Raw genomic sequence first — 26,083 nt, 5'->3', positions numbered from 1 at the left:
AGCCCCGGCACCGGTGAGTGCCGGGGCTTTGTGCTGCCCGCTCACACATGGGCTTTCCGAAGCGGACGGGGTTTCTGGATCTGACGGGTTTCCGAATCTGACGGGTCGTCATATGGTCAACGGCATCCCCCATGCATCACCCACACGTCCGTTCCGCACTCCGCGAGGAGACCGAAGTGGGAGAGCCGTATCCGCAGAATCAGCCGAATCCACCGAGCACCGAACTCAAGGCACGTGACCTCACCCGCGCCTTCGGCCGAACCCCCCACACGGTCGACGCTCTCGGCCCCCTCGATCTGACCGTCGCCCCCGGCGAGTTCGTCTGTGTCGTCGGCCCCTCCGGCTGTGGCAAGTCGACGCTGCTGCGCATCGCCGCCGGCCTGCTCCGCCCGAGCACAGGCACCCTGGAGCTCCGTACATCCAGCAGCCGCCCGGCCGCCATGATCTTCCAGGACTACGGCATCTACGACTGGAAGACCGTCCGCGCGAACGTCCGCTTCGGCCTGGACGTCCAACGCGTCCCGCGCCGCGAGGCGAACGCCCGTGCCGACGACTGGCTGGCCCGCATGGGCCTGTCGGACTTCGCGGCCGCCTACCCTGCCACCCTCTCCGGCGGCATGCGCCAGCGCGTGGCGATCGCGCGGGCGCTGGCCGTGGAGCCCGAACTGCTGCTGATGGACGAGCCGTTCGCGGCGCTCGACGCCCAGCTCCGCACGATCCTCCAGGACGAACTCCTGGACATCACCCAGTCGCTGCGGACCACCGCGCTCTTCATCACCCACAGCCTGGAGGAGGCAATCGTCCTCGGCGACCGGGTACTGGTCATGTCCGCCCGCCCGGGCCGGATCATCGCCGAGCACCGCCCGCCGTTCGCGCGCCCGCGCACCGGCGACATCCGCGACACCCCCGAGTTCACCGCGCTGAAGAGCGAGCTGTGGGACCTGCTGCGCAAGGAGGCGGTGCCGGCATGACGACACTCGCGAAGCCGCCCGCCGAGGCGGTCCTGGTCCGCCGCCCCGGCCCGCAGGAACTGCACCCCGTCCGCACCCACCGACGCAGGCGCGCACTGGAGCTGTCGCTGGCGCTCGCCGTCCCCCTCTGCCTCCTCCTGCTGTGGCAACTGGCCGCGTCCCAGGCCTGGATCGACGACCGCGTCTACCCGGCCCCCTCCACGATCCTCGCCGACGGCTGGGACCGGGCGGCGGCCGGCGACCTGTGGCCGGACGTGTGGGCGACGCTGAAACGCGTCCTGGCGGGATACGCCGTGGGCACGGCAGCGGGCTACGCCCTGGGCCTGCTGATGGGTTCGCTGTCTCTGATACGAGCGGCGTTGGAACCACTCCTGGACGCCCTGTATGTCGTACCGAAGCTGGCCCTGCTCCCCATCTTCCTGAACATGTTCGGCCTGGGCGAGGGCCCGCAGGTGGCCCTGGTCGCGGCCACGGTGTTCTTCTTCGTCTGGATCTCCACCATGTCCGCCGTCATGTCCATCCCCACCGGCCACCGCGACGCGGGCCAGGTCTTCGGCGCCTCACGGTGGCAGATGTTCCACCACGTCCTGCTGCCCGCCTCCCTCCCCGCCGTGCTGGTGGGCGCACGCATCGCGGCGGGCGTGGCGGTCCTGGTCATCGTCGCGTCGGAGCAGATCGCCGCGACGAACGGCCTGGGCCATCTGATCTTCGATGCACGCGCCCTGTTCCAGAACGACGTGATGTTCGTCGGCATCGTCTGCGTCGCGATCCTCGGGGTTCTCTTCTCCGAACTGATCCGCTTCGCCGGCCGCCTGCTCACTCCCTGGGCACCGAGGGACCGCGGAAGGGGCCAGTCATGAAGCGGAGGACTACGCACGCATACGGCGCTGTCATCGCCGCCGCGGCACTGCTGGCGTCGGCGGCCTGCTCGTCCCCGTACGAGTCGGACTCCTCCTCGACCGCGGGCGCCGGACGACGCACCATCCGCCCGGTGGAGGGCTGCGGCGAGAAGTCCTGGACGGACCCGAAGGACCTCTCCGCGACCCGAACCCCGGCCCGCTGCCTCCCGGGCGCCCCTCCCCCACAGCCCGTGCCCGAGCCCCGCAAACTGACGATCGCGACCGGGACGCTGAGTGCCGAGTACGTCGCTCCCCTGCAAGTCGCTCTCGACAAAGGTGAGTTCAAGAAGGAGGGCCTGGACGTCACGCTGAAGGTCCTGCCGACCCCGGACGCGCTCCCGCTGCTTGCCAAGGGGGACATCGACGCCCTGTGGGCGGCCCCGGAAGCGGCGGTCATGAACGGCATCAAGGGCGGCTTCGACATCAAGTGGGTCGCCGGGAACTTCTCGCCCGACCCGAAGTCGAAGAGCGGCCTGTGGGTGCGCCTGAAGGAGGGCGAGAGCGCGAGCCGCGTCGCCATGGCCGGCCGCAAGCTGGGCACGATGATCGGCAAGGGCTCGGTCATCGCGTACCCCATGGAGAAGGCCCTGGAGCAGCACGGCGGCGGCCTCGCCGACATCCAGTACCAGCAACTGGGCTCGGCCGACGTCCTCACGGCCCTGCAGAACGGCGGCGTCGACTCTGCCTGTCCTGGACCCCGTCTGGCGCAAGGTGGACGGCGAGCAGGGCTATGCCTTCCTGGGCGGTCAGCCACCGGGCGAACCACTGGGCGGCATGCTGTACGGCCGCACGCTGCTGCAGGACGACGTGGACGCGGGCGTCGCCCTGATCCGGGCCTACATCCGCACGGTGAACACCTACTTCGCGTCGGACTACAAGCAGGATGCGGCCTTCGTCACATACCTTGCCAAAATCCTGAAGTCGGACGAGTCCATCCTGCGATCCACCCCACCGCTGCGCATGGACTGGGAAATCCGCGCCGATACGACTACGCGCCTGCAGTCGGCGTACAAGGCGCAGGAAGTCGCGGAGGGAGACGCCGTCCCGGAGTCCCGGACGGTGAACCGCGCCCTGTACGAGGAGGCGGTGGGCCACGCACCCTGACACACCCCGGAATACACCTAGGGCCGGGACCCTTTCGGATCCCGGCCCTAGGCCTTCAGTAGCGGGGACAGGATTTGAACCTGCGACCTCTGGGTTATGAGCCCAGCGAGCTACCGAGCTGCTCCACCCCGCGTCGGTGAACTGAACATTACGTCAAGCATGCGGACAGAGGCAAATCGCTTGTCGAGGGGGCTGCGGCGAGGAAGACGAAGCCCCCAATCGCGACCCGGGCGCTCAGCCCGTCAACGCTGAGCGCGGAGAAACCCACGCTCAGCGCAACGTCACGCAGAAAGCTCCTCGCGCAGAGCATCCCGCAACCGGCCCGCCCGCTCAGCAACCTCCCGCGGCCCGAGCGCCACGGCCCGGTCAGCCCACCGCTTCCCCTCCGCCAGCTCCCCACGACGCGCGTAGACCAGAGCCAGCCGCAAAGCCGACCGCCCGTGCCCGGCGTCGGCCGCCCGCGTCCACCACACCGCTGCCTCCGGCTCACTCCCCTCCCGGGCCAGCAGCAGCCCGAGATTGAAGGCACCGTTGCGGGACCCGGCCTCCGCGGCGGCCCGGTACCACCGGGCCGCCTCCACCACATCGCCCCGGGCCGCTGCGAGCATCCCCACCCGCACCTGGGCACGCCGATGCCCCTGGGAGGCCGCCCGCTCGTACCACTCCTCGCACTCGGTCTTCTCGTGCGCCGGCTCCCCCAGCTCATGCGCAGGCTCCGGCGGGCGCCGAGCATCCAGCACGGTCGCCAGTCGGTACGCGGCCTCCGCGCTGCCGCCCCCGGCCGCACAGCGCAGATGCCGCTCGGCGGCGAGCTCGTCCCCGTCCCGCAGCCGCGCGATGCCGACCTGCAGCGCCGCCTCGGTGTGACCGGCCGCCGCGGCACGCTCGTACCACCGCAGCGCGGCCCGCTCCTCGCCCCGCCCGGCGTGCAGGATCCCCAGGTTGAACGCGGCGTCCACGCTCCCGGCCTCGGCGGCCTTGGAGAACCACGGCTCGGCGCCCGTCGCGTCCCCGCCCTGCAGCAGCAGGATCGCCAACGCGTTGGCCGCCTCACGGTGCCCGGCGTACGCCGCACGCCGGTACCACTGCTCGGCCTGCGCGGTACGCCCCTGCTCGGCGCAGAGCAGCCCGAGGTTGTACGCGCCGTTCACATCGCCGGCGTCCATCGCGGCCCGGTACCACCGCTCGGCGGTCTGCGTCTGACCACGCTCGGCGTGCAATGCGCCCAGCGCGTTCGCCGCGTTGCCGTCGCCGTCCTGGGCGGCCCGCAGCCACCACACGGCGGCGCTCTCGGTGTCCCCCGCGTCCCGCAGCAGGAACCCGAGCGCGCAGGCCGCCCGCGCCTCCCCGTCCTTGGCGGACGTCAGATACCAGCGCCCGGCCTCCTTGAGCTCCCCGCGCTTCTCGAGAATCGCCCCGAGGTGCAGCGCGGCCCGGCGGTGACCGCGCGCGGCGGCCTGCCGGTACCACTGCTCGGCCTCCGCCAGCAGCGACTCGTCCGGCGCGACACCGTTGTCGAGTTCGTCCTCCCCCGGCCGCACCGCCTGCCGGTCGAGCGCGCGCGCCAGCCGGTACGCCGCCTCCCGGTGCCCGCGCTCCGCCGCGGCCCGCATCCACTGCTCGGCCGCGCCGTCGTTGCGGTGCTCCAGCAGATCGGCGAGCGCGTAGGCGCCCAGCGCGTGCCCCTGCTCGGCGGACTGCCGCAGCCAGTACTCGGCGGCGGGCTCGTCGCCCCGCTCGCGGTGATGGCGCCCCAGCGCGTGCGCGGCCGCGGCCGACCCGGCGACGGCGGCGATGCGCCACCACCCGGCGGCCTCGTCGGCGTACCCGCGCTGGTGAAGAAGAACTCCCAGATTGTTGGCCGCGGCCCGGTCCCCGGCTGCGGTGGCGGCACGCAGATGAGCCTCGGCGCCGTCGAGATCGCCGCGGCGCAGCAGCATCGCCCCGAGGACGCTCATCGCCTCGACGTCCCCGCCCTCGGCGGCGAGCCGCTGCCGCGCCTCCTCGGCTGCGTCCCCGGTCTCGTCCTGGTCCGTCGGCCGGTCGAGCGCGAGCTCGCCGTCCGACTGTGTGAGGTCACTCACCTGCTGCGAGAGGCCGCCCATCGGCTGCGAGGCACCGTCCGTGGACCGCACGAAATCGCCCGTCGGCTGCACAAAGTCGGCAGGCTGCACAAACCGCCCTGTCTCCAACAGAGTTGCCTTGTCCCCCATAACGTCCATCGTCGCACCACCTGCAACCTGGGTACACCTGGTATACCGCAGCCAGTGAGGTCACTTCAGCGTTTTGTCGACATGCCCACAGAGAGACAAGTCAAACACAGTTCCCCCAACTCCCCGAGGCGGCGCGGCCGTCCAGCCTTGCGGCACATGCGTTCGCACACGACGAAGGCCCGGATCCTCTAGAGGATCCGGGCCTTCGCTGTCGTACGAAATATTCGCCGACTTCAGTAGCGGGGACAGGATTTGAACCTGCGACCTCTGGGTTATGAGCCCAGCGAGCTACCGAGCTGCTCCACCCCGCGCCGTTGTTCTGCAACCGTATCACGGCGCGAGGTGGGCTATTCGATCAGCCGTCGTCCCTAAGTGCCGCTGGGACTGCTGCTCGGCTTCGGACTGGAACTCGGGCTCGCACCGCCGCCACCGCCGCCACCGCCGGCACCGCCGGTCCTGTCGGCCTGCGCCTGTGCGTCCTCGGCCCGCTTCAGCGCGTCCTCGAGATCCTTCTGCGCCCTGCCGTAGGCCTCCCAGTCGTTCTTCTTGAGAGCTTCCTGGCCGGCCTCGAAGGCATCCTGGGCGTCGTTCAGCGCCTCTTGGACCGTCGGGTTGGTGGACGTCGGCGGAGGTGTCGTACCGCCGCCCTCGTCTTCACCCTCATCCGGTGGCTGGGTGGTCGGGCCCTCCGCTCCGAAGACCTTGTTGAGGGCTTCACCGAGCGTGTCCTCGAAGGCGGTGGTGCCGCCGTAGGACACCAACACCTTCCGCAGCAGCGGGTACTTGAGTCCGCCACCGCGCACATAGACCGGCTCCACATAGAGCAGCCCACCATCGAGCGGGACCGCGAGCAGGTTGCCGTACTCGACCTCCGAGTCGCCGCCTCTCAGCAGCCTGATCGTCTCGGCGATGTTCTGCTCGGAGTTGAACTGGCTCTGGACCTGACTGGGGCCGTTGACCGTGGTGTTGGTCGGCAGTTTCAGAATTCTGATCTTGCCGTAGTCACTGGTGCCCGCCTCGGCGTCGACCGCCATGAAGGCACTGAGGTTGTCCCGGCCGTTCGGCGTCAACGTCGTCGTCAGCGAGAACGCCTGTGCCTTCTGGTCGGGCATCTTCATGCTCAGGTAGTACGGCGGCACGGCGCTGCCCGACTTGTTGGTCGGGTCGTCCGGCACCTGCCAGACCTCGCTGCCGCTGAGGAACGTCGTGGCGTCCTTCACGTGGTAGCGGGTGAGCAGCTCGCGCTGGACCTTGAACAGGTCCTGCGGGTAGCGCAGATGGTCCATCAGCGACTTCGAGATCTCGCTCTTCGGCTTCACCGTGTCCGGGAACGCCTTCATCCAGGTCTTGAGGACCGGGTCCTTGGTGTCCCACTGGAAGAGCTTGACCTCGCCGGTGTAGGCGTCGACCGTCGCCTTCACCGAGTTGCGGATGTAGTTGACCTGGTTCTGCTGGGCCACCACCGCGCGCTGGTTGTTGCTCGCCGTCAGCGAATCTGCCGTCGTGTCACCGAGCGTCGTACGCGAGGAGTACGGGTAGCCGTTCGTCGTCGTGTACGCGTCGACGATCCACTGGATACGGCCGTCCACGACCGCCGGATAGGCGTCACCGTCGATGGTCAGCCACGGGGCGACCGCCTCGACGCGCTCCTTGGGCGTGCGGTTGTACAGGATGCGCGAACCGTCGCCGATCGCACCGGAGTACAGGATCTGCGGCTCTCCGAACGCCACCGCGTAAGCGGCCCGGTTGACCGGGTTGGAGAGACTGACCCCGCTGTCGGCCTTGTAGCTGTAGGTCTTCTCACCACTGTCGTCGGAGTAGTCGATCTCCTTCTGGGGACCGCCGACGATCGAGTACATGGTGGTCTTCTCGCCGTAGTAGATCCGCTGCTCGTACGTTCCGAGGTCGCCCTTGGACGGCAGGTCGGACTCGGTGAAGTCCGGTCGGCCCTGTGAGTCGGCGTTGGTGCCCTCGGCGGCGACCACGCCGTAGCCGTGGGTGTAACGGAAGTGGTCGTTGATCCAGTTGCGCTTCGGGATGCCGTTGAGGTTGATCTCGCGCAGACCGATGACCGTGTCCTGGTCCTTGCCGTCCTTGGCATACCGGTCGACGTCCAGGTTGGTCGGGAACGCGTAGTAGTTCCTGATCTGCTGGAGCTGCTGGAACGTCGGCGACACGATGTTCGGGTCCATGATCCGGATGCTCGCCGTGGCGTCCACGTCGTCGCGCAGCTTGGTCTTGTCCTCGGTCTTGCTCGTGCCCGGGTACTCGGTGACCTTGGTGCCGTCGATGCCGTACGCGTCGCGCGTCGCCTTGAGGTTCTTCTCGACGTACGGCGCTTCCTTGGCCTGCTCGTTGGGCTGGACCTGGAACTTCTGGACGATCGCCGGGTACAGGCCGCCGATGAGGATCGCCGAGAGCACCATCAGGCCGAAGCCGATGACGGGCAGCTGCCAGGTGCGCCGCCACAGCGTGGCGAAGAACAGCAGCGCGCAGATGACGGCGATGCAGAACAGGATCGTCTTGGCCGGCAGATAGGCGTTGGCGTCGACGTACCTGAGGCCGGTCCAGTTGTCGGTCGCCTTGAAGTCACTGGACTTCACCGCGAGCCCGTACCGGTCGAGCCAGTACGCAACGGCCTTCAGGGCGACGAAGATACCGATGAGGACCGACAGATGGCCGGTGGCCGCTGCCGTGGCTCGCGCGCCCGGGCTGGTGATGCGCAGCCCGCCGTACAGGTAGTGGGTGAGCGCGGCGGCGATCACGGAGAGGATCGCGGCGGCGAAGCCGAAGCCGAGCAGGAACCGGTACCAGGGCAGATCGAAGGCGTAGAAGCCGACGTCGAGGTGGAACTGCGGGTCCTTCTCACCGAAGGGCACGCCGTTGACCCACATCAGCCAGGTCCGCCACTGACTGGAGGCGGAGGCACCGGCGATCAGGCCGACCAGCGCGGTGATCGCCAGCAGCAGCCACTTCTTGTAGGGCGCGATGCCCATGCGGTAGCGGTCGAGGCTCTGCTGCTCCATCGACATGGCGCTCAGCGGCGGACGCAGCCAGTGCGCCAGCCAGATGTTGAACCCGACCGCGAGGGCCATCAACAGACCGAAGACGAAGAAGAGTCCGATCTTCGTCCACAGCGTGGTCGTGAACACCGAGGAGTAGTTCACCGACCGGTACCAGAGCCAGTCCGTCCAGAAGCCCGCGAACATGGTGAAGGCCATGCCGAGGACGGCGAGGACGCCCAGTGTCATGAGCAGCGTCCGGACACGCCGGGACGGGCGGCCCACTCTGATCCGTGGCCCGGTCGGGCCTCCGCCGCGGTCCGGCATCTGGAAAGCCAAGGTTCGCACCCCGAGGTTCGCTGTTGATCCGTCAGACCCGCGTCTTCGTGGGCCCTCCGTGGCCCCCCGTGATCGCGGGCCCACACCTATGCAACTTACTCACCCTTTACTCAGTTCCCGATTCCGGCCGGGAACGAGGCAGGATTGTGACCATGTCCAACACTCCCATGGCGGCGAGCCCGCTGACCCGGGCCGTTCTCGAGATCGACGAGTACGCCTCCGGCCTCGGCTGGGACCAGCCCGCCCGCCTCTTCGCCCTCGTAGACACCGCACGGCTGCGGGCCCAGGAACCCGGCCTCGCTGCCCAGCTCGGCCTGGGGGACGAGCAGGAGTCCTCCGGCCTGACCCCGATCGAGCAGGACGAAATTGAAACGGGCAAGGCGCTCGATGAGTTCCTCGCCACGATCGCCTGGCCCGACGCGGTGGCCGGCTGCGCGCTCACGGTCGAGCGTCTCATGTTGCCCCCGTCCGCCGAGACCCAGGTCCCGCAGGGCCTGAGCGAGGCCAAGCTCGCAAAGTGGGTGGCGGAGCACCCCGAGCGCCAGGAGGTCCGCATGACGGTCGCGGTGCTGCGCGACGGCGCCCGCGAATCGGCCCTGCGCCTGCGCGAGAAGGACACCCCGACGGAGGTCCTCACCGGCCCGGACCTGGTCCCGGGACTCGCGGAGGCCCTGGCGGCGACGTTCGCGGACTGAGGTCCTCCGGTACGGCGGTCCAGTACGGCAGTGGGGGCGCCCCCGGAAGGAAGGGCGCCCCCACTGCCGTACTCAAGGTTCGTCGCTCAGTCCTTGGTCGTGCACTTCGGCAGGTCGGCCGTGTCGCCGGAGCGGATGTCCTTCAGGGCGCCGAGAGCGTCGTCGATGGTGCCGACCTTGACCAGGGTGAGCCCGCTGGGGACGTCCCTGGCGGCCGTCGCGCAGTTGTCGGCCGGCGTGAGGAAGTACTGGGCGCCCTTGTCGCGCGCGCCGACGGTCTTCATCTCGATGCCGCCGATGGGGCCGACCTTGCCGGCGTCGTCGATGGTGCCGGTCCCGGCGACGAACTTGCCGCCGGTCAGGCTGCCCGGGGTGAGCTTGTCGTAGAGCCCGAGCGCGAACATCAGACCCGCGCTGGGGCCGCCGACGTCGGCGAGCTTGATGTCGATGGTGAACGGGAAGGTGTGGTCGGTCCCGGCGGAGATCCCGACGACGGCGCGCTTGTCGCCGCTGTCGTCGGACTCGGCGGTCCTGATCGTGATCTTCTCGGTCTTCGTCGGCGTCCGGCGCTCCTTCTCGGCGGCGGCCTGCTCCTTGGCCGGCACGATCGTGAAGACGACGTCCTGGCCCGGCTTGTGCTTGGTCACCAGCTTGGCGACGTCGGCGGGCTCCTTCACCGTCGTGCCGTCGACGGACTTGATGACGTCACCGGCGTGCAGCTTGCCCTCGGCAGGCGTCCCCTTGACCACGGTCGAGACGATCACCCAGCTCTGCACCGGGATGTCCAGTGCCTCCAGGGCGGCGACCTTGGCGCTCTCCTGGGACTGGCTGAACTCCTCGGCGTTCTCCTGGGTGGACTGCTCCTCGGTCTTGCCGTCTGGGTAGAGGGTGTCGTGCGGCACGATCTTGTTGTCATGCGCCAGCCATCCGTAGACGGCCTCCACGAGGTTCATCCTGTAGTCGGCGCTGGTGACCCGGACGGTGGTCATGTTGAGGTGTCCGGTCGTCGGGTAGGTCTTGCGGCCGTTGACCTGCAGCACCGGCTCGCCGTCATGATCGCTGAGGGTGTTCACCGTCGGCCCGGGCGACATCTCCGCGTACGGCACGGGGATGAAGACTCCCGCGCACAGGAGCGCGATCAGCATCAGGGTGGAGGCGAGCATCGTCGCGGTGCGGCGTGGCATGCCAAGACAGTACGTGACACGCCTGTCAGTGCCCCGTCAGGGCGGCAAACCCGCCCCCGCCATCAGGTGCGGGAGGAGGACCTCTTCTCCATGGCCTCGCGGAACCGGGCATACCCGTCGAGCTCGGGCCCGTCGCCCCGTGCCTTGCGGGTCCGGTTGGCCCAACTGCCCCACAAGCCGGCGCCGACCGCAGCCGCGAGCGGAATCAGCAACCATGCGAGTGCCGCCATGCCGTCCTCCCATCCCCAATGAGCGACCGCAACTGACTGATCAGCAGATTAACCACTGGCACTGACAACGCTCACGTCAGGGGTGCGGTTACGCAACCGGAGTGGGGTGGACGGGTTCCGACGGACCGGTTCGGGGACGGTTCAGCAGGCGCGGTTCGGGGACGGTTCAGCAGGCGCGGTTCGGGGACGGTTCAGCAGGCGCGGTTCGGGGACGGTTCAGCAGGCGCGGTTCGGGGACGGTTCAGCAGGCGCCGACCCATTCCTCGGTACCGTCGGAGAACTTCTGGTGCTTCCAGATCGGCACCTCGTGCTTGAGGTCGTCGATCAGCTTCCGGCACGCCTCGAAGGCCTCTCCGCGGTGCGGACAGGACACGGCTACGACGACGGCGAGGTCCCCGACCCTGAGGTCTCCGACCCGGTGCACGGCCGCGAGCGCCCGCACCGGATACTCGGCGACGACCTTCTCGGCGACGCGCCGCATCTCGGCCTCGGCGCTCGGGTGGCAGGAGTATCCGAGCTCGTCGACGTCGGCACCCCCGTCGTGGTTGCGCACGGTCCCGGCGAAGAGCGCGAGGCCGCCGGCGGCGTCGTCCCCGACGAGTCGGAAGACCTCGTCCACGGAGAGCGGCGTATCGCGGATGGCGAGCAGCTTGATGGGGTCCTGCGCGGCCTGCTCACCGGGGTGGTCATGGGTGGGTGCCATGCCCCCATCGTGCCCCAGGTCACCGGCACCGGGGAATTGCCGATTCGCCCGGCACACACGCGTGGAGGTTTGGAGGGTCGTACGGACCTCAGATCCGCCGCCGGGCCTTGCGTGCCCTGCGCACCACCGCCGCCGCGCCCAGCAGGGCCACCGTCGCTCCCGCGGCGCCGGCCGCCGTGGCGTCCTTGCGTCCGAGCCGCCGCCCGGCGACCGTGTGCCTGCCGGAGACCTCCTCCAGCAGCTCCGCGAGCACTTCCTCGTTGGTCCACTGCGGCCGCCACCCGGCGTCATGGAGCCGGCTCCCGCTCACGACCCAGGGATACATCGTGTACGCCAGGTCTCCGGCCGGGGATGGCGTCAGTCCGATCCGGTGCAGCCGGGCCGCCGCGCCCAGCGCGACCGCCGACGGCAGCTCCATACGGCGGATCCCGCTGAGCTCCTCGACCTCTTCCTGCTCCAGCCAGCCGTCACATCCGACGGCGAGTTCCCCGTCGACTTTCTCCAGGACGGCGTACTCCAGGGCGCTGCACAGATCCTCGACATGGCAGAACTGCCAGGCGGGCCGGGAACCGGCGACGACGAGCAGCCGCGGGGACTCGAAGTACCTGGTCAGCGCGGTGTCCGTGCCGCCCACGAGAACCGCGGGCCGGACAACGGTGACATTGAGTCCGGGGTGGGCCCTGGGTGCCCTTCGTGCGAGGCGCTCGATCTCCAGCAGATCCCCGACCCCGGTGGCCTCCGCCGTCGCCCGTAGCTCGGCGTCCTCGGACAGCGGCAGTTCGTTCTCCGGCAGTGCCCCGTAGACCATCGCGGAGGTGCACAGCACGACGCGGTGGATCCCGGCCGCCGCGGCGGCCGTCAGAACGGTCTGCGTCCCCCGAACGTTGTACGCCGTCCGGGCGGCGGAATCCGTCTCCAGATCCAGGTCGAGCGCCAGGTGTACGACCACGTCGGCGCCCCGCAGCTTCTCCGCGATGGCCGGGTCCCGTACGTCCAGGATGTGCCACTGCGCCGCCGCGCACTCGCCGCGCCGCTCGTCGATGGCGATGACCTGCTTGACCTCGTCCGACGCGACCAACCGTTCGGTGAGCAGGGCACCGATGCCGGACGCGGCACCGGTCACCGCGACGACGGGGCCGCGCACGCCGCGCGCGGGAGGGGTTGACTGGTTTCGCGCTGCGCGAACCTGCGGATCAGGGGAACTCACCGGGCGTCTCCAGCGGTTGTCTTCAGTACGGACGCGAGTGACGCGTACGTACCAGGTGGCATCCATCCTGCCGCAGGCCAAGAGTCGGCGAAGCACCGAGGCCCGAACGGCTCGCGGTGTCTACGCTGGGTGGTGTTATCGGGCAGTCGCGCCGCCGGTGCCAAACCGGTGGCCTTACCAGCCGAGGAATCCCGTGAGTGACACCCCATTCGGATTCGGCCTTCCGCCGGAGGAGCCGGACGACGGCGACGAGGGCAAGAAGAAGGACCAGCAGAGCGGTGGTGGTCAGGGCCCGGCCAACCCGTTCGGTTTCGGCGGGCTGCCCGGGGCCGGTGGCTTCGGTGGCACCGGTGCCGACAATCCGTTCGCTGCCATGTTCGGTTCCCTGAACCCCACCGACCTGGGCGCCGCGTTCCAGCAGCTGGGCCAGATGCTCTCCTACGAGGGCGGCCCGGTGAACTGGGACATGGCCAAGCAGATCGCCCGCCAGACGGTCTCCCAGGGCACCTCGGACGGCACGAAGGACGCGAGCGTCGGCCCCGCCGAGCGCAACGCGGTTCAGGAAGCCGTCCGCCTGGCCGACCTGTGGCTCGACGACGCGACGGCGCTGCCGTCCGGCGCGGGCTCCGCCGTGGCATGGTCCCGCGCGGAGTGGGTCGAGGCGACCCTGCCCGCGTGGCAGGAGCTCGTCGACCCGGTGGCCGAGCGCGTCGGCACCGCCATGGGCGACGTCCTGCCGGAGGAGATGCAGGCCATGGCCGGCCCGCTGATCGGCATGATGCGCTCGATGGGCGGCGCCATGTTCGGCACGCAGATCGGACAGGCCGTCGGCGTGCTCGCGGGCGAGGTCGTCGGCTCCACCGACATCGGTCTGCCGCTCGGCCCCGTGGGCAAGGCCGCGCTGCTGCCGATCAACATCGAGACGTTCGGCAAGGACCTGGGCGTACCGAAGGAGGAGGTGCGGCTGTACATCGCCCTGCGCGAGGCGGCCCACCAGCGCCTCTTCGCGCACGTGCCGTGGCTGCGCTCGCACCTGTTCGGCGCCGTCGACGGCTACGCGCGCGGGATCAAGGTCGACACGGCCAAGCTGGAGGACGTGGTCGGCCAGTTCGACCCGCAGAATCCGGAGCAGCTGCAGGACGCCCTGCAGCAGGGCATGTTCCAGCCGGAGGACACGCCGGAGCAGAAGGCGGCTCTGGCCCGCCTGGAGACGGCTCTGGCGCTCGTCGAGGGCTGGGTCGACGCGGTGGTCCACGCGGCCGCGAAGCCCCGTCTGTCGTCCGCTGACGCCCTGCGTGAGACGCTGCGGCGCCGGCGCGCCTCGGGCGGCCCGGCGGAGCAGACGTTCGCCACGCTGATCGGCCTGGAACTGCGCCCCCGCCGTCTGCGCGACGCCTCCCGCCTGTGGGCCTCGGTCACGGACGCGCGCGGCGTCGACGGCCGTGACGCCCTGTGGGCCCACCCGGACATGCTGCCGACGGCCTCCGACCTGGACGACCCGGACGGCTTCGTGCACCGCGAGCAGATCGACTTCTCCGAGCTGGACAAGATGCTCGGCGAGGCGGCGCACGGCTCGACCGGGAAGCCGAACCTGAACAAGGACGTCGACACCAAGGGCGACGCCCAGGGTGACTCCAAGGACGACGACACCGAGTGAGCCTGTACGACGACGCGGTCCTCGTGCTGAAGGGCTACGAGGACCAGCCGGACCTGCGCCAGACCTACCTGGAGCATCTGGAGGCCCATCCGGACGGAATGTGGAAGGCCTGCGGGGACGGGCACATCACGGCGAGCGCGCTGGTGATCGACCCGTCGCGCGGGCGCGTGCTGCTGACGCTGCACAAGAAGATGCGCATGTGGCTGCAGATGGGCGGTCACTGCGAGCCATCCGACGACACGCTGGCCGCGGCCGCCCTGCGCGAGGCCACCGAGGAGTCGGGCATCGCGGGGCTGACCCTGCTGCCCGGCGGTCCCGTCCGCCTGGACCGGCACCACACCCCGTGCGCCTGGCACCTCGACGTCCAGTACGCGGCACTGGCTCCGGCCGGAGCCGTGGAGGCGATCAGCGACGAGTCCCTCGACCTGCGCTGGTTCGCCTACGACGAGGTGGCGGACGTGGCGGACGAGTCGGTCGTACGGCTGCTGGAAGCAACCCGCGCCCGCCTGTGAACGTGCGAGGGGCGACCGCCGATACGGTCGCCCCTCACACGGGCGGTCGATCGCGCCCGTAAGGGGCGCGGGGAACTGCGCGACCAGCCACACACGACCGGCAGCCAAGAGCGCGCCGCAGCCCCCACACCCCCTCGGCCCGACCCGCGGAGCGATCAGCTCCAGACGTTGCCCTGGTTCTGCCCCCGCGCTCCCTGCTGGCCCATGCCGTACTGCGCGGCGAGGCCCGAGCCGATCTGGGCGTTCTGCGGCGGCAGCAGCTCGCTGGGCTGGACGATCGCGTAACCGCTGCCCATGAAGCTGAGCTCCCAGCCCTCACCGGTGTTGCCGCGGCGCCGCCACACCCCGGAGGAGTGCGTCTGGGACTGCATCTGGACGCGCAGGCCGGTGGACCACGCGACGATCGCGTCGGCGTCGCAGTTGACGTACTTGTCGGGCGTCACCTGCATCATCAGCGGCATGCCCGAGGTCATCAGGGCGACCTTGCCGCGGCCGGTGATGTTGAGCTGGTACTTCCCCGAGCCGGAGATGCCGTAGAGGCTGTCGACGGCGATGACCTCGTGGTGCAGCGAGGAGTCCATCGCCAGCACGTAGCTGCTGTCGACGGTCAGGCCGTCCTGCTCCACTTCCACCATGTGCACGTGCTGCTTGAGGTTGGCGAGGTAGACCGTGCCCTGCCCGTGGCAGCGCATGAGGTCGAGTCCCTCACCGGTGTGCGCACGCGCGCGTCCCTGCTGGTTGCTCTGGAACTCGGCGTCGAACTCGACCAGGCCCTGGTAGGCGACCATGGTCCCCTTGCGGGCGAGGATGTCGTCGTGGCCCTCCAGGGCGACGCGGAGCATCTGCTTGTTCTGCAGACTCCAGCGTTCCTGGGTCTGCTGGTCGTTGTAGGCGAAAAGCGGACTCTGCATGGCGTTCTGGCTCCCCCTCAGCCCCGGACCCGGAGACGGTCGGTGCTGTCCTCGCTGGGCTGGACGACGACGATGCCCTGGCCGGAAAAGGCCATCTGGTAGGCCTCACCGCTGCCCCGGCCGATGAGCGACTGCGCCTTGAAGCTGCGCTTGCCCTTCACCTTGAGGTTCGGGGACCAGGCGACGAGCGCGTCCGGGTCGACGTACGTCTCGTCCTCGCCGCCGCCGCAGTCGACGACGATCGGCTTGCCCCGGGAGGTCAGCGCGACCCAGCCCTGCCCGGAGATCTTGGTGTTCCACAGGCCCTGTCCGGCGAACTTCGCCAGGCCCTTAACCCGCTCGACGCCCCACGTGAGATGCGCGTCGAAGGCGAGCAGGTTGGTGGCGTTGACGGAGATGCCGTCGCCGTTGAGGTTGATGATGACCACGTTGGCGCCGTAGTCGGCGAGGTAGAGCAGTCCGTCGCCGGAGCACTTCATCAGGGGTGCGCCCTCGCCGGTCATCCAGTCCTTGGCGATCTGGCGCACGGCCGGCGGGTTGGGCTCGTACTGGACGAAGCCCTCGTAGGCGACCATCGATCCCACGCGCGCGAAGAGGTCGTTCCCGGTCTGCATGGCGATCTTCGCCATGTGGTTGCCGTGGTTCTCCATGCGGGCGGTGACGGGTGCGGGGGCGAAGCCCGCGAGTGGCTGGTTCATGACGGGCTCCCTCAGATCTCGTACGGCTGGACGACGATGAAGTTGCCGGGAGCGGCCCGGAACTGGAGGTTGACGCTCTCTCCGGTGTCGCCGGGGTAGGCGTTGCGGCGCATCCGTACCTGGCTGGAGACGATCACCTGGGCCGCGGACGACCAGGCGACCACCGCGTTGGCGTCGGCGAACGTCGTGGGCGTGACCGGCAGCACCACGGGCGTGCCGTGCGTCTTGACGACGATCGTGCCGGTGCCCGTGAACTGCATCGTGAACAGCGCGCCGCCGGGGATGCCGTGGCCCTCGATACGGCGGATCTCGTACTGGAGGCTCTCGTCGAAAGCGAGGACGTTCTCGGCGGAGACGCAGATGCCGTCGCCCTGGAGCTCGATCGGGTGCAGCATCGTGGAGTTCTCGGCGAGGAACACCTGCCCCTGGCCGGTACAGCGCATCAGCTGCATCTCCTGGCCGGTCGCGTTGCCCACGATCCGGCCGGAGAAGCCGGCGCCCTTGTAGCTGAAGTCGACCTTGCCCTGGTAGAGCACCATGCTGCCCTGCCGGGCCAGCACGGGCTGTCCGCCGATGCCGAGGTCGACCCGGACCATCTTCTTGTTCTGCTGCGTCCAGCGCTGACCGGTGGGCGTCTCCTTGAACTGCTGGAGCGCCGCGGCCACACCGGGGCCCTGAGGTGCACCCTGAGGTGCACCCTGCGGGGCTCCGTAGGGAGCCTGCTGGCCCGGGACCTGCCCGTAGGGGGGCTGCTGGCCATAGCCAGGAGGCGGGGTCGCCTGACCGTAGCCGGGCGGCGGAGTCGGCTGGCCGTAGCCCGGAGGCGGGGCCGGTGCCTGCGGGGCCTGAGGCTGGGCGTAACCGGGCGGCGGCGGGGCGCTCGGAGCGGGAGCCTGGCCGTACGGCGGCTGCTGCCCGGGCTGGCCGTAGGGCGCGGGAGCCGGGGCGGGGGGCGGCGGGGCGCCACCGGGCGGCGTGATCGGCGCGACGATCGTGGGCTGGGCATGAACGGAGGGTGCCGGGGCCGGTGGCGGCGTGGCCCCCTGCGGGGGTGCGAAGCCCTGCGCGGCGGGCTGCGGTGCGGGCGCAGGAGCCGGAGCGGGCGCCGGGGCGCCGAAGGCGGGCGGCGCGGTGGCCTGGGCGGGCGGCGCGAAGCCAGGGGTCGCACCGGCCTGCGGCTGCTGGGCCTGCTGCGGGGCTTCCGGCGTCTCCTCCTCGGCGACCTCGCCGCCGAAGTTCCTCAGCAGCGCATCGAGGCCACCGTCGAAGCCCTGTCCGACGGCGGCGAACCGCCAGACGTCCTTGAGGTAGAAGTCGCCCAGCATCACGGCGCGTTCGGTGGAGAACTCCGAGCCGCTGAAGGCGTACCGGGCCACCTCCTCGCCGCCGGCGACGATGCGGATGTACCCGGGGCTGACCTGCGACATCTGTCCGGTGCCGTCGATCGTCGCCGTGAAGGACAGCTTCTGGATCTGCGGGGGGATCTTGTCGAGCGTGACGCGGAAGGACTCCGTGTCGCCCGCCTGGGCGCCGAGGAGCTGGATGGACTCCTCAGGTGACTTCGGCTGATTGAAGAAGACGAAGTAGCGGTCGTCCGAGAGCTGTTCATCGGCGTCGAGACCGAAGCAGCTGATGTCGAACGACAGCCCCGGAGCGGCGATCTGTACACCTACGTACAGATCCGTGCCCGCGGTGAGGTCACTGATCCTGGCCTTGTGGCCGCGTTGGAATTCCCTGGCCATGCGTAACGACCGTCCCCCATCCCGAATGTGATTGCGTCGCGCCAGGCTAACGGCAAACTCGGACATCGAGCCAAGCCGGTACAGACCCGGTACACAACCCTCGCCCAAGCGAACCGGAAGCGCTGTCTCCGGGGGCCCTCAGGGAGCGGTCATTCGCCGCGCGCACCGGGCAGATGAGGCAACCGTTCGGCGGCGACCACGCCTTCCAGGTAACCCTTCGCCCGCTCTGTGCGGGGGTACCCCTCCAGCAGCCGCCAGAAGCGGGGCCCGTGTCCGGGCACCAGAAGATGCGCGAGTTCATGGAGGAGGACGTAGTCGACGACGTACTCGGGCATGCCCTGCAGGCGGTGCGAGAGCCGGATACTGCCCTCGGCCGGGGTGCACGAGCCCCAGCGTGTGTTCTGGTTGGTGACCCAGCGGACCGAGTTGGGCCGCGCCCGGCCGTCGAAGTACTGCGCCGACAGCCGCTCCGCGCGCTCGGCCAGTTCGGCGTCACCGAGGACCCGCTTGCTCTCCTGGGCTGCCAGCTTGTCGAGCATGACGTTCACCCAGCGCTGCTCCTCGGCCTCGGACATCCGGGCGGGGATGAGCACGACGGTGCGATCGCCCTCGCGGTACGCCGACACCGTCCGGCGGCGCCGGGCGCTTCTGCGGACCTCGATCGCGCTCGCCCCCGAGCCGCTCGACGGCGGACTCGTCGTACTGCGCTGTGGCGTTCCGGCGCGGTGCAGTGGGTCGGCGGACACGCCCCGACGTTACCCGCTGCGCATGGGGTAAGTCCCGACTCCGGGACGGTTCCATGCCGATCCCCCACCGTGCGTTTGATTTGTACGACGAATATCCACCGCCTGTGGACAACTTTCGGCTCGGGGTGCCCGGTCGGGGCATGCTGGCTGTCACCGGCGGGGCTGCGACCGAGCTCCACCGGCACACGGGGACGTTCAACGACGGCTACGGGGGCCTGTTCATGCAAGCGACGGTTTCGGCTGTTTCAGGAGATTCGACGGTTCCGTCGATTACATCGACCACGCCGACTTCACCGGCACCGCCGGCTCCATCGGCTTTGCTGGCGCCGCTGTTGAAGCCCGCGCTCAAGCGTGGCTGGCGGGATCTCAACACGGTGCAGTTCGGGATGACTCCGGCGCACGCTCTGACGCTGGGTCCGATGGACACCGCGACAGGCAGTTTCCTCGATCTGCTCAACGGCACGCGCGGGCTGGAGCTGCTGCGTGAAGAGGGCCGCCGCATGGACCTGCCGGACGGCCATGTCGACGGGCTGGTGCGCCGGCTGGCACGGGCGGGGCTCCTCGACGACGCGAAGGGAGGCGGTCCGGCCGGCGACGCCCTGCGGCGCAAGGAGGATGCCCTGGACCGGCTGCGCCCCGACCTGGCCTCCCTGTCTCTGACCACGTCCGAGCCGGGCGAGGCGATCGGCCGCCTGGCCGCCCGCCGCTCACTGCGCGTACAGGTGAGGGGCGCCGGGCGGGTCGGCTCCATGGTGGCCTCGCTGCTCTCGGGCGCGGGGGTGGGCGAGGTCGACGTGCGCGACGTGGGCCGGGTCGAGCCATGGGACGTCGCACCGGGCGGGCTGCCCGCGGAGGCGGTCGGCGACCGCAGGGACGAGGCCGCCCGGCGGGCCGCACGCCGCTGCGCACCGGACCGGCCACCGCGCCGGAGCTCCGAGTCACCTCTGGGGCAGGACAGCGCCGGCCACTCCCTGGTGATCATCGCGCCCCGGGACGACGTAGCTGTGCACGCCCCCTCCCCGTCCGCCGCCGAACCCCTCATCGCTTCCGGTACGCCCCATCTGTACGCCGGCGTGGTGGAGGGCACCGGCGTGGTCGGCCCGCTGGTCCTGCCCGGTGAGACGGCCTGCGCCGGCTGTCTCCACGAGGGGCGCGCCGAGCGGGACCCTGCCTGGCCCCGCCTGGTCGCGCAGTGGCGCTCCGGCACGGTACGGACACGCGACGTACGCGCTTGCGATCTCGCGCTGGCCACCACGGTCGCCGGACTGACGGCCGCACACGCCCTAGCCTTTCTGGATGGACGGATTCCGTCGAGCGCCGGTGCACGCTGGGAGGTGTCCCTACCCGTTCTGAGCTGGCACGCACGGCCGGTGTGGGCGCACCACGCATGCGCGTGCGGCGCCACGGAGAAAGGTGAGGGAGAACACCCCTCCGAGGACGAGCAGTAGCGCGAGACAATGACGGAGCAACGGCCGCCGAAGGAGTCACGCCGTGCGGCAGACTCGGAGCGGTCGGCTGGTACCTGGAGGGCGCATGTCTGATCTTCCCCGCAAGGCGGTCACCCGTACCGCCAAGCTCGCCGCGCTCCCGCTCGGCTTCGCCGGACGGGCGACCTGGGGACTGGGCAAGCGGATCGTCGGCGAGTCCGCGGAGATCGTCGGCCGCGAGCTGCAGCAGCGCACCGCCGAGCAGATGTTCAAGGTGCTCGGCGAGCTCAAGGGCGGCGCGATGAAGTTCGGGCAGGCTCTGTCCGTCTTCGAGTCGGCCCTGCCCGAGGAGATCGCCGGCCCATACCGCGCCGCGCTCACCAAGCTGCAGGAGGCCGCGCCCCCGATGCCGACGCGCACCGTGCACTCGGTGCTGGCGGAGCGGCTCGGTGACGACTGGCAGGAGCTGTTCCTGGAGTTCGAGGACAAGCCCGCCGCCGCGGCCTCGATCGGCCAGGTTCACCGGGGTGTGTGGCACGACGGCCGCGAGGTGGCCGTCAAGGTGCAGTACCCGGGAGCCGGCGAGGCCCTGCTGTCCGATCTGAACCAACTGAGCCGTTTCGCCCGACTCTTGGGCCCGCTGATTCCGGGCATGGACATCAAGCCTCTGATCGCGGAGCTGAAGGACCGGGTCTCCGAGGAACTGGACTACGGCTTGGAGGCGCAGGCCCAGCAGGCCCACGCCGAGGAGTTCGCCGACGATCCGGATGTCGTCGTCCCCGCGGTGGTGCACCAGTGCGAGCAGGTCCTGGTCACGGAGTGGATCGACGGTGTCCCGCTCTCGGAGGTGATCTCCGACGGCACCGAGGAGCAGCGCGACCGCGCCGGTCAGCTCCTGGCCCGCTTCCTCTTCTCCGGCCCGGCCCGCACCGGGCTCCTGCACGCCGACCCGCACCCGGGGAACTTCCGCCTCCTGCCGGGCGGCCCGGAGGGTGAGGACGACTGGCGGCTGGGTGTGCTGGACTTCGGCACGGTCGACCGGCTCCCGGGCGGTCTGCCGACCCCCATCGGCGACTCCCTGCGCATGACCCTGGACGGCGAGGCGGAGGCGGTCTACGAACTCCTCTGCGCCGAGGGCTTCGTCAAGGAGTCGATCGACCTCGATCCGAACGCCGTCCTCGACTATCTGCTGCCGATCATCGAACCGGCTCAGGTCGAGGAGTTCACCTTCACCCGCGGCTGGATGCGCAGTCAGGCCGGTCGTGTGGCAGATCCCCGCTCGCCCGCCTACCAGCTGGCCAAGCAGCTCAACCTGCCCCCGGCGTATCTCCTCATCCATCGGGTGACGTTGAGCACCATCGGCGTGCTGTGCCAATTGGGAGCGACGGTGCGACTGCGTGAGGAGTTGGAGGACTGGCTGCCCGGATTCGTGCCGGAGGAACCGGACGAGGAGGAGTCGGCGGCGGAGGCGTGAGCGGCTCTACCACCAGGCCGAGTCCAGCCGTCCCTCGATCGCTCTGAGGTTCTCCCGGGAGCAGGTGTCGCAGAAGTAGCGGCGGGTGCCGTTCTCCACGGAGCACGTCCAGGTGGGTTGCGAGGCCTCGGCCCGGGTGCCGCAGCGGGCGCACACAAGGGGCTGGGGCTCCATGGCGGAACCGCCGTTGTCACTGCCTCCGGGAAGACTCGTCACTCCGCGACGATATCGCCGCCGCCCGCTGATCGGCGGTCACAACGCACTGCGGGGGCCGGTCCCGTTCACACGGAACCGGCCCCCGCGGGGACTACCGCCTCCCGGGTCGGGAGGCCACCGTCTGGCGGTGGAGTCGGTTACTGCATGACCGCCATGGCGAGCGCGCGGCGGGCACGCAGCGAGGCCCGTTCGGCCCGGCGCTGCATGCGGCGAGCGGTCGCCAGGCGCACGGCCCGGCGTTCCTGCTCGGCCACGTACCGGCGCTCGTGCATATGCGCACGGGCCAGGGCTTCTTGGATGAGTTGCATCTCTCGGTTCCTGTTCTGACGCGAGTCGTTCGCGCCACTGGTGGTGAAGTCTTCAGGCGCGGAGCCTGCGAGCTCGTGGGTGGACGGCTTCATCGGGGCCTGCTTCTGGGGGTCGTGCGTGAAGGGACGGTCGATTGTTCCTACGGTGTTCATGCCGTGACCGGGTTCTTGCGCGGGCGACCACGCGGCCGCTTCCGGGCGACGACAACACCCTGGACGAACAGCTCGCCACCCCAGACGCCCCAGGGCTCACGCCGCTCCTTGGCGCCGGCGAGGCAGGCCTCCATCAGCGGGCAGGTGCGGCAGAGGGACTTGGCGTACTCGACGTCCGCCGGCGACTCGGCGAAGAAGACCTCCGGGTCGTAGGAACGGCAGGGGACGGGCACGCCGAGGTTCTCGATGGCGTCGTCGAGCGCGGTGAGCGCAGTGAGCGGGGTCAAGGTGGGGTCCTCCGTGAGGCCGGGCTTGGGGATCACGTCTGAAGGCGGTACGGACGGGGCGTGCGCTTCGAGTTGCACGGTTCGTCTTCCTCGTCTGGTCGTTCCGGCCCTGTTGGGCCGGGTGGCGGCTGGTACCGGGTCTTTCTTGTCCCGAGGCCCCTTCGCTCCGTCATCCCTGGTGGGGGACAAACAGAAGGGCCGCGGATCCCGGATGGGGTTCCGCGGCCCTGAAGGCGCCGGCCTGATCGACGATCAGGCTGGATCACTCCAGGGTTCTGGCCCACGGAAGGCCCACATCAGGTGGTGGTGCTTCGTCTGCTTCCGGAATCCGGCACCGGTCGCCGTAAAGGCATAGGCCTTGGCCTGTGCCACTACTGCCGCTTCCAGTGCCTTGGTCGGTCGCTCATTGCCCTCGCGGACAGGGAGACCCGCGAGAGACAGGGCGGACGCCGGACGCGCGGCACGGATGCCGGACAGACCGGTGCCCTGGTTCGAGACGCCGAGCATGCACAGGGAAGCGACGACCGAGCGATCGGTCATTTTCACGGTGCTGATGGAGCTGGTGTTGATGCTGATCACTGGACTCGCCTCCTCTCGGCGTCTAGGGGGACTGGGGTGAACCAGTCCGACGGGTATGCAAGTAGAACACGGAATTGGGGCCTCCGAGAAGGCCTCCGTTCCCGTGGCTAAGAACCTATGGGGATTGCTGGGGCATGCGCAAACTATTTTTTCGACGAGTTCGTGTCATTCCCCGTCGGAGTCCTCCCCAACCTCCTGGCCTGCACAGATGGCCAGCACATCGGCTCCGTAGCGCTCCAGCTTCCGCTTGAGGACGCCGGAGATACGGGACAGCTCAACCGGACTGGCCGGCTCCGCCTCTGCGATGGCCATCAGGGTCCGGTCCGTGAAGACGCAGAAGTCCGGCTGCCCGCTGAGCCGGGCCTGGATCGCACGCCACTCACGGAGTCGTTCGTAGAGGCCCTCGTCCATGTCCGAGGGACAGCCCTCGCAGCGCATCAGCTTCATCTCGCCGGCGTCGGTGAGGGTGCGCCCGCAGACACGGCAGCGGGCCGGGGAGCGCTGGATGCGTCTCGGGGCGGCGTCCGGCCTGCTCGTGAAGCCGCGCTCGACGCCTCCGGAACCGACGGCGGCGGTGCGTCCTGCGGTGGCGACCGAGCCGGGGCGCAGTCCGTCGAGGAAGCGGCTGGGGCGGCGGTTCGGGCGGCCGCCGGGTGCGCGGGTGAGCGCCCAGGAGACATGGAGGTGCAGCCTGGCGCGGGTGACACCGACATAGAGGAGCCGGCGTTCCTCCTCGATCTGCTCGTCCGTCTTTGCGTAGGTGATCGGCATCATGCCCTCGGCGACGCCGACCAGGAAGACGACGTCCCACTCCAGACCCTTGGCCGAGTGGAGGGAGGCGAGGGTGACGCCCTGGACGGTCGGGGCGTGCTGGGCGTTCGCCCGCTCGTCGAGCTCCGCGACGAGGTCGGCGAGGGTGGCGCCGGGTTTGGCGGCGGCGAAGTCGTGGGCGAGGTTCACCAAGGCGGCCAGCGACTCCCAGCGCTCTCTGACGGCGCCGGAACCGGCGGGTGGCTCGGTCGTCCAGCCCTCGCCCGACAGCACGGCCCGCACCTGCGAGGGCAGGTCGACGGCGTCGTCGAGAAGCGAGTCGTTGCCGCCGAAGCGGGCCGCGCCGCGCAGGGCGATGCCCGCCTTGCGCACCTCGGGACGGTCGAAGAACCGCTCGGCACCCCGCAGCTGGTAGGGGACGCCCGCGTCGGCGAGGGCCTGCTCGTAGGTCTCGGACTGAGAGTTCGTACGGAACAGGATGGCGATCTCGCCGGCCGCAACTCCGGAGTCCATGAGTTCCCGGATGCGGCGGGCGGCGCCCTCGGCCTCGGCGGGCTCGTCGGTGTACTCCGTGTACACCGGCTCGGGACCCGGGTCGCGCTGGGAGACCAGTTCCAGGCGGTGGTCGGCGGCGCGGCCCCGGGCCTGGGCGAGCACACCGTTGGCGAGGTGGACGACCTGGGGGGTGGAGCGGTAGTCGCGGACCAGCTTGACGAGGGTGGCGCCGGGGTGACGGGTACGGAAGTCGAGCAGATGGTCGGGAGTTGCTCCCGTGAACGAATAGATCGTCTGGCTGGCATCGCCGACCACACACAGGTTGTCGCGGTCGCCGAGCCACAGCTCCAGCAGGCGCTGCTGGAGCGGGCTGACGTCCTGGTACTCGTCGACCACGAAGTGCTGGTACTGGGAGCGGACCTGGTCGGCGATGTCGTGCCGGTCCTGGAGGATGCCGACGGTGAGCAGCAGGACGTCCTCGAAGTCGATGACCGAGCGATCCCGCTTGAGGTCCTCGTAGACGTTGTAGATCTGGGCGATCTCGGCCGGGTCTCGGGGGGCGTCGCGGCCTGCCTTGGCGATGGCGGGCGGATAGTCGGCGGGGACGGTCCGGGTGACCTTGGACCACTCGATCTCGGCGGTGACGTCCCGCAGCTCGTTGCGGTCGAGGCGGATGCGACAGGCGGCGGCCGCGTCGGCGACGAGCTGGATCTTGCGGTCGACGAGCCGCGGCATGGAGCCGCCGACCGCTTTCGGCCAGAAGTACTGGAGCTGGCGCAGGGCGGCCGAGTGGAACGTACGCGCCTGCACCCCGGCGGCGCCGAGCTGACGCAGTCGGCCGCGCATCTCTCCGGCGGCCCGGTTGGTGAAGGTGACGGCGAGCACGCTGGAGGGCTGGAGGATTCCGGCACGCACCCCGTAGGCGATGCGGTGGGTGATCGCCCGGGTCTTGCCCGTGCCGGCGCCCGCGAGCACGCACACCGGTCCGTGCAGGGCGGTGGCCACCTCGCGCTGCTCGGGGTCGAGCCCTTCGAGCACCGCGTCGGCAGAGTCCGGTACCTGCGGGAAGAGGGTGGAGTGCGTTGCTGCTGTCACACGGCCATGCTGCCAGGTCGCCGGAGACGGCTGTGCCGGTTGTCCACAGGCAGGCACTGTTAGTCGTACCAATGCGGCAGGCGTCACGTGCCCGGGCATACCCCGGGCGGGAATGGCGCCACTGTCGCGTACGTTCCCTCATCGGACGACCTGTTTCCCCGAGCCATCAGAGGAGCGCGCGAGACATGCAGGGCACTGTGACGATGTACAGCACCACGTGGTGCGGCTACTGCCAGCGGCTGAAGAAGCAGCTGGAACGTGAGGGCATCGCGTACACCGAGATCAACATCGAGCAGGACCCGGAGTCCGCGGCGTTCGTCGAGAAGGCGAATGGCGGGAATCAGACGGTGCCTACCGTGCTGTTCGGGGATGGTTCGACGCTGACGAACCCGTCGCTGGCTCAGGTGAAGCAGAAGATCGGCGTGTGACCGGAGCGCATCGAAGCGTAAAGAGAGGGTGGCCGCC

At 69.8% G+C, this 26,083-nt stretch carries 22 protein-coding genes, 2 tRNA genes and 2 pseudogenes; 9 read left to right on the top strand and 17 right to left on the bottom strand.

Going from position 1 to position 26,083, the window contains the following annotated elements; all coding sequences use genetic code 11:
- The first annotated feature begins 176 nt into the window (after window positions 1–176).
- The 3 genes and pseudogenes from AB5J55_RS28115 to AB5J55_RS28105 all read left to right on the top strand — a co-directional run bounded on the left by AB5J55_RS28115 (window position 177) and on the right by AB5J55_RS28105 (window position 2,974).
- Complete coding sequence (locus tag AB5J55_RS28115) at window positions 177–971, top strand: ABC transporter ATP-binding protein (protein ID WP_369273299.1); 795 nt, start codon at window positions 177–179, stop codon at window positions 969–971.
- A complete protein-coding gene (locus tag AB5J55_RS28110; RefSeq protein WP_369273298.1) occupies window positions 968–1,831 on the top strand; it encodes an ABC transporter permease in 864 nt (287 codons plus the stop codon). The genes AB5J55_RS28115 and AB5J55_RS28110 overlap by 4 nt, the downstream gene beginning before the upstream one ends.
- A pseudogene (locus AB5J55_RS28105) lies at window positions 1,828–2,974 on the top strand (ABC transporter substrate-binding protein). Before AB5J55_RS28110 ends, AB5J55_RS28105 begins: the two are co-directional and overlap by 4 nt.
- Before the next feature lie 59 nt (window positions 2,975–3,033).
- Here AB5J55_RS28105 and AB5J55_RS28100 read toward each other — a convergent pair.
- The 4 genes from AB5J55_RS28100 to AB5J55_RS28085 all read right to left on the bottom strand — a co-directional run bounded on the left by AB5J55_RS28100 (window position 3,034) and on the right by AB5J55_RS28085 (window position 8,516).
- A tRNA-Met gene (locus tag AB5J55_RS28100) sits at window positions 3,034–3,107 on the bottom strand.
- A gap of 148 nt (window positions 3,108–3,255) precedes the next feature.
- Complete coding sequence (locus tag AB5J55_RS28095; protein WP_369273297.1) at window positions 3,256–5,196, bottom strand: tetratricopeptide repeat protein; 1,941 nt, start codon at window positions 5,194–5,196, stop codon at window positions 3,256–3,258.
- A 228-nt stretch (window positions 5,197–5,424) separates the two neighbouring features.
- A tRNA-Met gene (locus AB5J55_RS28090) sits at window positions 5,425–5,498 on the bottom strand.
- 57 nt (window positions 5,499–5,555) lie between these two features.
- The gene (locus AB5J55_RS28085) at window positions 5,556–8,516 is read right to left on the bottom strand and encodes a UPF0182 family protein (RefSeq protein ID WP_369276322.1); all 2,961 of its coding nucleotides are present in this window, start codon (window positions 8,514–8,516) and stop codon (window positions 5,556–5,558) included.
- A 164-nt stretch (window positions 8,517–8,680) separates the two neighbouring features.
- On the opposite strand from AB5J55_RS28085, the gene AB5J55_RS28080 reads away from it, so the two are divergent.
- Window positions 8,681–9,223 (top strand): PPA1309 family protein, encoded by a 543-nt coding sequence (locus tag AB5J55_RS28080; RefSeq protein WP_369273296.1) that lies wholly within the window; start codon window positions 8,681–8,683, stop codon window positions 9,221–9,223.
- Window positions 9,224–9,309: 86 nt separating this feature from the next.
- Here AB5J55_RS28080 and AB5J55_RS28075 read toward each other — a convergent pair whose 3' ends face one another.
- The 4 genes from AB5J55_RS28075 to AB5J55_RS28060 form a co-directional block, all read right to left on the bottom strand.
- Entirely contained in the window at window positions 9,310–10,407 is a 1,098-nt protein-coding gene (locus AB5J55_RS28075) for a PDZ domain-containing protein (protein WP_369273295.1), read from the bottom strand.
- A gap of 62 nt (window positions 10,408–10,469) precedes the next feature.
- Window positions 10,470–10,637 carry a hypothetical protein gene (locus AB5J55_RS28070; RefSeq protein ID WP_369273294.1) on the bottom strand — a complete coding sequence of 56 codons (168 nt, stop codon included), beginning with the start codon at window positions 10,635–10,637 and terminating at the stop codon, window positions 10,470–10,472.
- 241 nt (window positions 10,638–10,878) lie between these two features.
- Window positions 10,879–11,340 (bottom strand): molybdenum cofactor biosynthesis protein MoaE, encoded by a 462-nt coding sequence (locus tag AB5J55_RS28065; protein ID WP_369273293.1) that lies wholly within the window; start codon window positions 11,338–11,340, stop codon window positions 10,879–10,881.
- Window positions 11,341–11,428: 88 nt separating this feature from the next.
- Window positions 11,429–12,547, bottom strand: coding sequence for an SDR family oxidoreductase (locus AB5J55_RS28060; RefSeq protein WP_369273292.1), 1,119 nt, complete (start codon window positions 12,545–12,547; stop codon window positions 11,429–11,431).
- Window positions 12,548–12,740: 193 nt separating this feature from the next.
- Between AB5J55_RS28060 and AB5J55_RS28055 the strand changes: the two genes are divergently transcribed.
- Both AB5J55_RS28055 and AB5J55_RS28050 read left to right on the top strand, forming a co-directional pair.
- The gene (locus AB5J55_RS28055) at window positions 12,741–14,204 is read left to right on the top strand and encodes a zinc-dependent metalloprotease (RefSeq protein ID WP_369273291.1); all 1,464 of its coding nucleotides are present in this window, start codon (window positions 12,741–12,743) and stop codon (window positions 14,202–14,204) included.
- Window positions 14,201–14,716 carry an NUDIX hydrolase gene (locus AB5J55_RS28050; RefSeq protein ID WP_369273290.1) on the top strand — a complete coding sequence of 172 codons (516 nt, stop codon included), beginning with the start codon at window positions 14,201–14,203 and terminating at the stop codon, window positions 14,714–14,716. The genes AB5J55_RS28055 and AB5J55_RS28050 overlap by 4 nt, the downstream gene beginning before the upstream one ends.
- 155 nt (window positions 14,717–14,871) lie before the next feature.
- Here AB5J55_RS28050 and AB5J55_RS28045 read toward each other — a convergent pair whose 3' ends face one another.
- From AB5J55_RS28045 to AB5J55_RS28030, 4 genes are all read right to left on the bottom strand, one after another.
- Window positions 14,872–15,627, bottom strand: a complete 756-nt coding sequence (locus AB5J55_RS28045; protein WP_369273289.1) for an AIM24 family protein — start codon at window positions 15,625–15,627, stop codon at window positions 14,872–14,874.
- Between the two features lie 17 nt (window positions 15,628–15,644).
- The gene (locus tag AB5J55_RS28040) at window positions 15,645–16,325 is read right to left on the bottom strand and encodes an AIM24 family protein (protein WP_328423668.1); all 681 of its coding nucleotides are present in this window, start codon (window positions 16,323–16,325) and stop codon (window positions 15,645–15,647) included.
- A gap of 11 nt (window positions 16,326–16,336) precedes the next feature.
- Complete coding sequence (locus AB5J55_RS28035; protein WP_369273288.1) at window positions 16,337–18,067, bottom strand: TerD family protein; 1,731 nt, start codon at window positions 18,065–18,067, stop codon at window positions 16,337–16,339.
- A gap of 149 nt (window positions 18,068–18,216) precedes the next feature.
- A complete protein-coding gene (locus AB5J55_RS28030; RefSeq protein WP_369273287.1) occupies window positions 18,217–18,813 on the bottom strand; it encodes a M48 family metallopeptidase in 597 nt (198 codons plus the stop codon).
- Between the two features lie 320 nt (window positions 18,814–19,133).
- Between AB5J55_RS28030 and AB5J55_RS28025 the strand changes: the two are divergent.
- Window positions 19,134–20,354, top strand: a pseudogene (locus AB5J55_RS28025) (ThiF family adenylyltransferase).
- Window positions 20,347–21,714, top strand: coding sequence for an ABC1 kinase family protein (locus tag AB5J55_RS28020; RefSeq protein WP_369273286.1), 1,368 nt, complete (start codon window positions 20,347–20,349; stop codon window positions 21,712–21,714). The pseudogene AB5J55_RS28025 and the gene AB5J55_RS28020 overlap by 8 nt, the downstream one beginning before the upstream one ends.
- A 6-nt stretch (window positions 21,715–21,720) precedes the next feature.
- On the opposite strand, the gene AB5J55_RS28015 is transcribed toward AB5J55_RS28020, so the two are convergent.
- From AB5J55_RS28015 to AB5J55_RS27995, 5 genes are all read right to left on the bottom strand, one after another.
- Window positions 21,721–21,930 (bottom strand): hypothetical protein, encoded by a 210-nt coding sequence (locus AB5J55_RS28015; RefSeq protein ID WP_369273285.1) that lies wholly within the window; start codon window positions 21,928–21,930, stop codon window positions 21,721–21,723.
- A 137-nt stretch (window positions 21,931–22,067) separates the two neighbouring features.
- Window positions 22,068–22,391, bottom strand: coding sequence for a hypothetical protein (locus tag AB5J55_RS28010; RefSeq protein ID WP_369273284.1), 324 nt, complete (start codon window positions 22,389–22,391; stop codon window positions 22,068–22,070).
- On the bottom strand, window positions 22,388–22,756 hold the full coding sequence (locus AB5J55_RS28005; protein ID WP_369273283.1) for a WhiB family transcriptional regulator: 369 nt from the start codon (window positions 22,754–22,756) through the stop codon (window positions 22,388–22,390). Before AB5J55_RS28005 ends, AB5J55_RS28010 begins: the two co-directional genes overlap by 4 nt.
- A 174-nt stretch (window positions 22,757–22,930) precedes the next feature.
- Window positions 22,931–23,257 (bottom strand): hypothetical protein, encoded by a 327-nt coding sequence (locus AB5J55_RS28000; protein WP_369273282.1) that lies wholly within the window; start codon window positions 23,255–23,257, stop codon window positions 22,931–22,933.
- Window positions 23,258–23,422: 165 nt separating this feature from the next.
- Window positions 23,423–25,618, bottom strand: coding sequence for an ATP-dependent DNA helicase UvrD2 (locus AB5J55_RS27995; RefSeq protein WP_369273281.1), 2,196 nt, complete (start codon window positions 25,616–25,618; stop codon window positions 23,423–23,425).
- A 185-nt stretch (window positions 25,619–25,803) separates the two neighbouring features.
- Between AB5J55_RS27995 and AB5J55_RS27990 the strand changes: the two genes are divergently transcribed.
- Window positions 25,804–26,046 carry a mycoredoxin gene (locus AB5J55_RS27990; protein WP_190069482.1) on the top strand — a complete coding sequence of 81 codons (243 nt, stop codon included), beginning with the start codon at window positions 25,804–25,806 and terminating at the stop codon, window positions 26,044–26,046.
- Window positions 26,047–26,083 lie beyond the last annotated feature (37 nt).

The organism is Streptomyces sp. R11 (assembly GCF_041051905.1).
Taxonomy (GTDB): Bacteria; Actinomycetota; Actinomycetes; order Streptomycetales; family Streptomycetaceae; genus Streptomyces.
Note: the sequence above shows the minus strand (reverse complement) of the source record. Positions and strands in the feature narration are given on the sequence as shown.

What these genes read in the sequence shown, in the direction of transcription:
- AB5J55_RS28110 (WP_369273298.1), top strand. Translation starts at nt 968, where the DNA reads ATGACGACACTCGCGAAGCCGCCCGCCGAGGCGGTCCTGGTCCGCCGC.
- AB5J55_RS28095 (WP_369273297.1), bottom strand. Translation starts at nt 5,196, where the DNA reads ATGGACGTTATGGGGGACAAGGCAACTCTGTTGGAGACAGGGCGGTTT.
- AB5J55_RS28085 (WP_369276322.1), bottom strand. Translation starts at nt 8,516, where the DNA reads ATGCCGGACCGCGGCGGAGGCCCGACCGGGCCACGGATCAGAGTGGGC.
- AB5J55_RS28080 (WP_369273296.1), top strand. Translation starts at nt 8,681, where the DNA reads ATGTCCAACACTCCCATGGCGGCGAGCCCGCTGACCCGGGCCGTTCTC.
- AB5J55_RS28075 (WP_369273295.1), bottom strand. Translation starts at nt 10,407, where the DNA reads ATGCCACGCCGCACCGCGACGATGCTCGCCTCCACCCTGATGCTGATC.
- AB5J55_RS28070 (WP_369273294.1), bottom strand. Translation starts at nt 10,637, where the DNA reads ATGGCGGCACTCGCATGGTTGCTGATTCCGCTCGCGGCTGCGGTCGGC.
- AB5J55_RS28065 (WP_369273293.1), bottom strand. Translation starts at nt 11,340, where the DNA reads ATGGCACCCACCCATGACCACCCCGGTGAGCAGGCCGCGCAGGACCCC.
- AB5J55_RS28045 (WP_369273289.1), bottom strand. Translation starts at nt 15,627, where the DNA reads ATGCAGAGTCCGCTTTTCGCCTACAACGACCAGCAGACCCAGGAACGC.
- AB5J55_RS28040 (WP_328423668.1), bottom strand. Translation starts at nt 16,325, where the DNA reads ATGAACCAGCCACTCGCGGGCTTCGCCCCCGCACCCGTCACCGCCCGC.
- AB5J55_RS28035 (WP_369273288.1), bottom strand. Translation starts at nt 18,067, where the DNA reads ATGGCCAGGGAATTCCAACGCGGCCACAAGGCCAGGATCAGTGACCTC.
- AB5J55_RS28020 (WP_369273286.1), top strand. Translation starts at nt 20,347, where the DNA reads ATGTCTGATCTTCCCCGCAAGGCGGTCACCCGTACCGCCAAGCTCGCC.
- AB5J55_RS28010 (WP_369273284.1), bottom strand. Translation starts at nt 22,391, where the DNA reads ATGAACACCGTAGGAACAATCGACCGTCCCTTCACGCACGACCCCCAG.
- AB5J55_RS27990 (WP_190069482.1), top strand. Translation starts at nt 25,804, where the DNA reads ATGCAGGGCACTGTGACGATGTACAGCACCACGTGGTGCGGCTACTGC.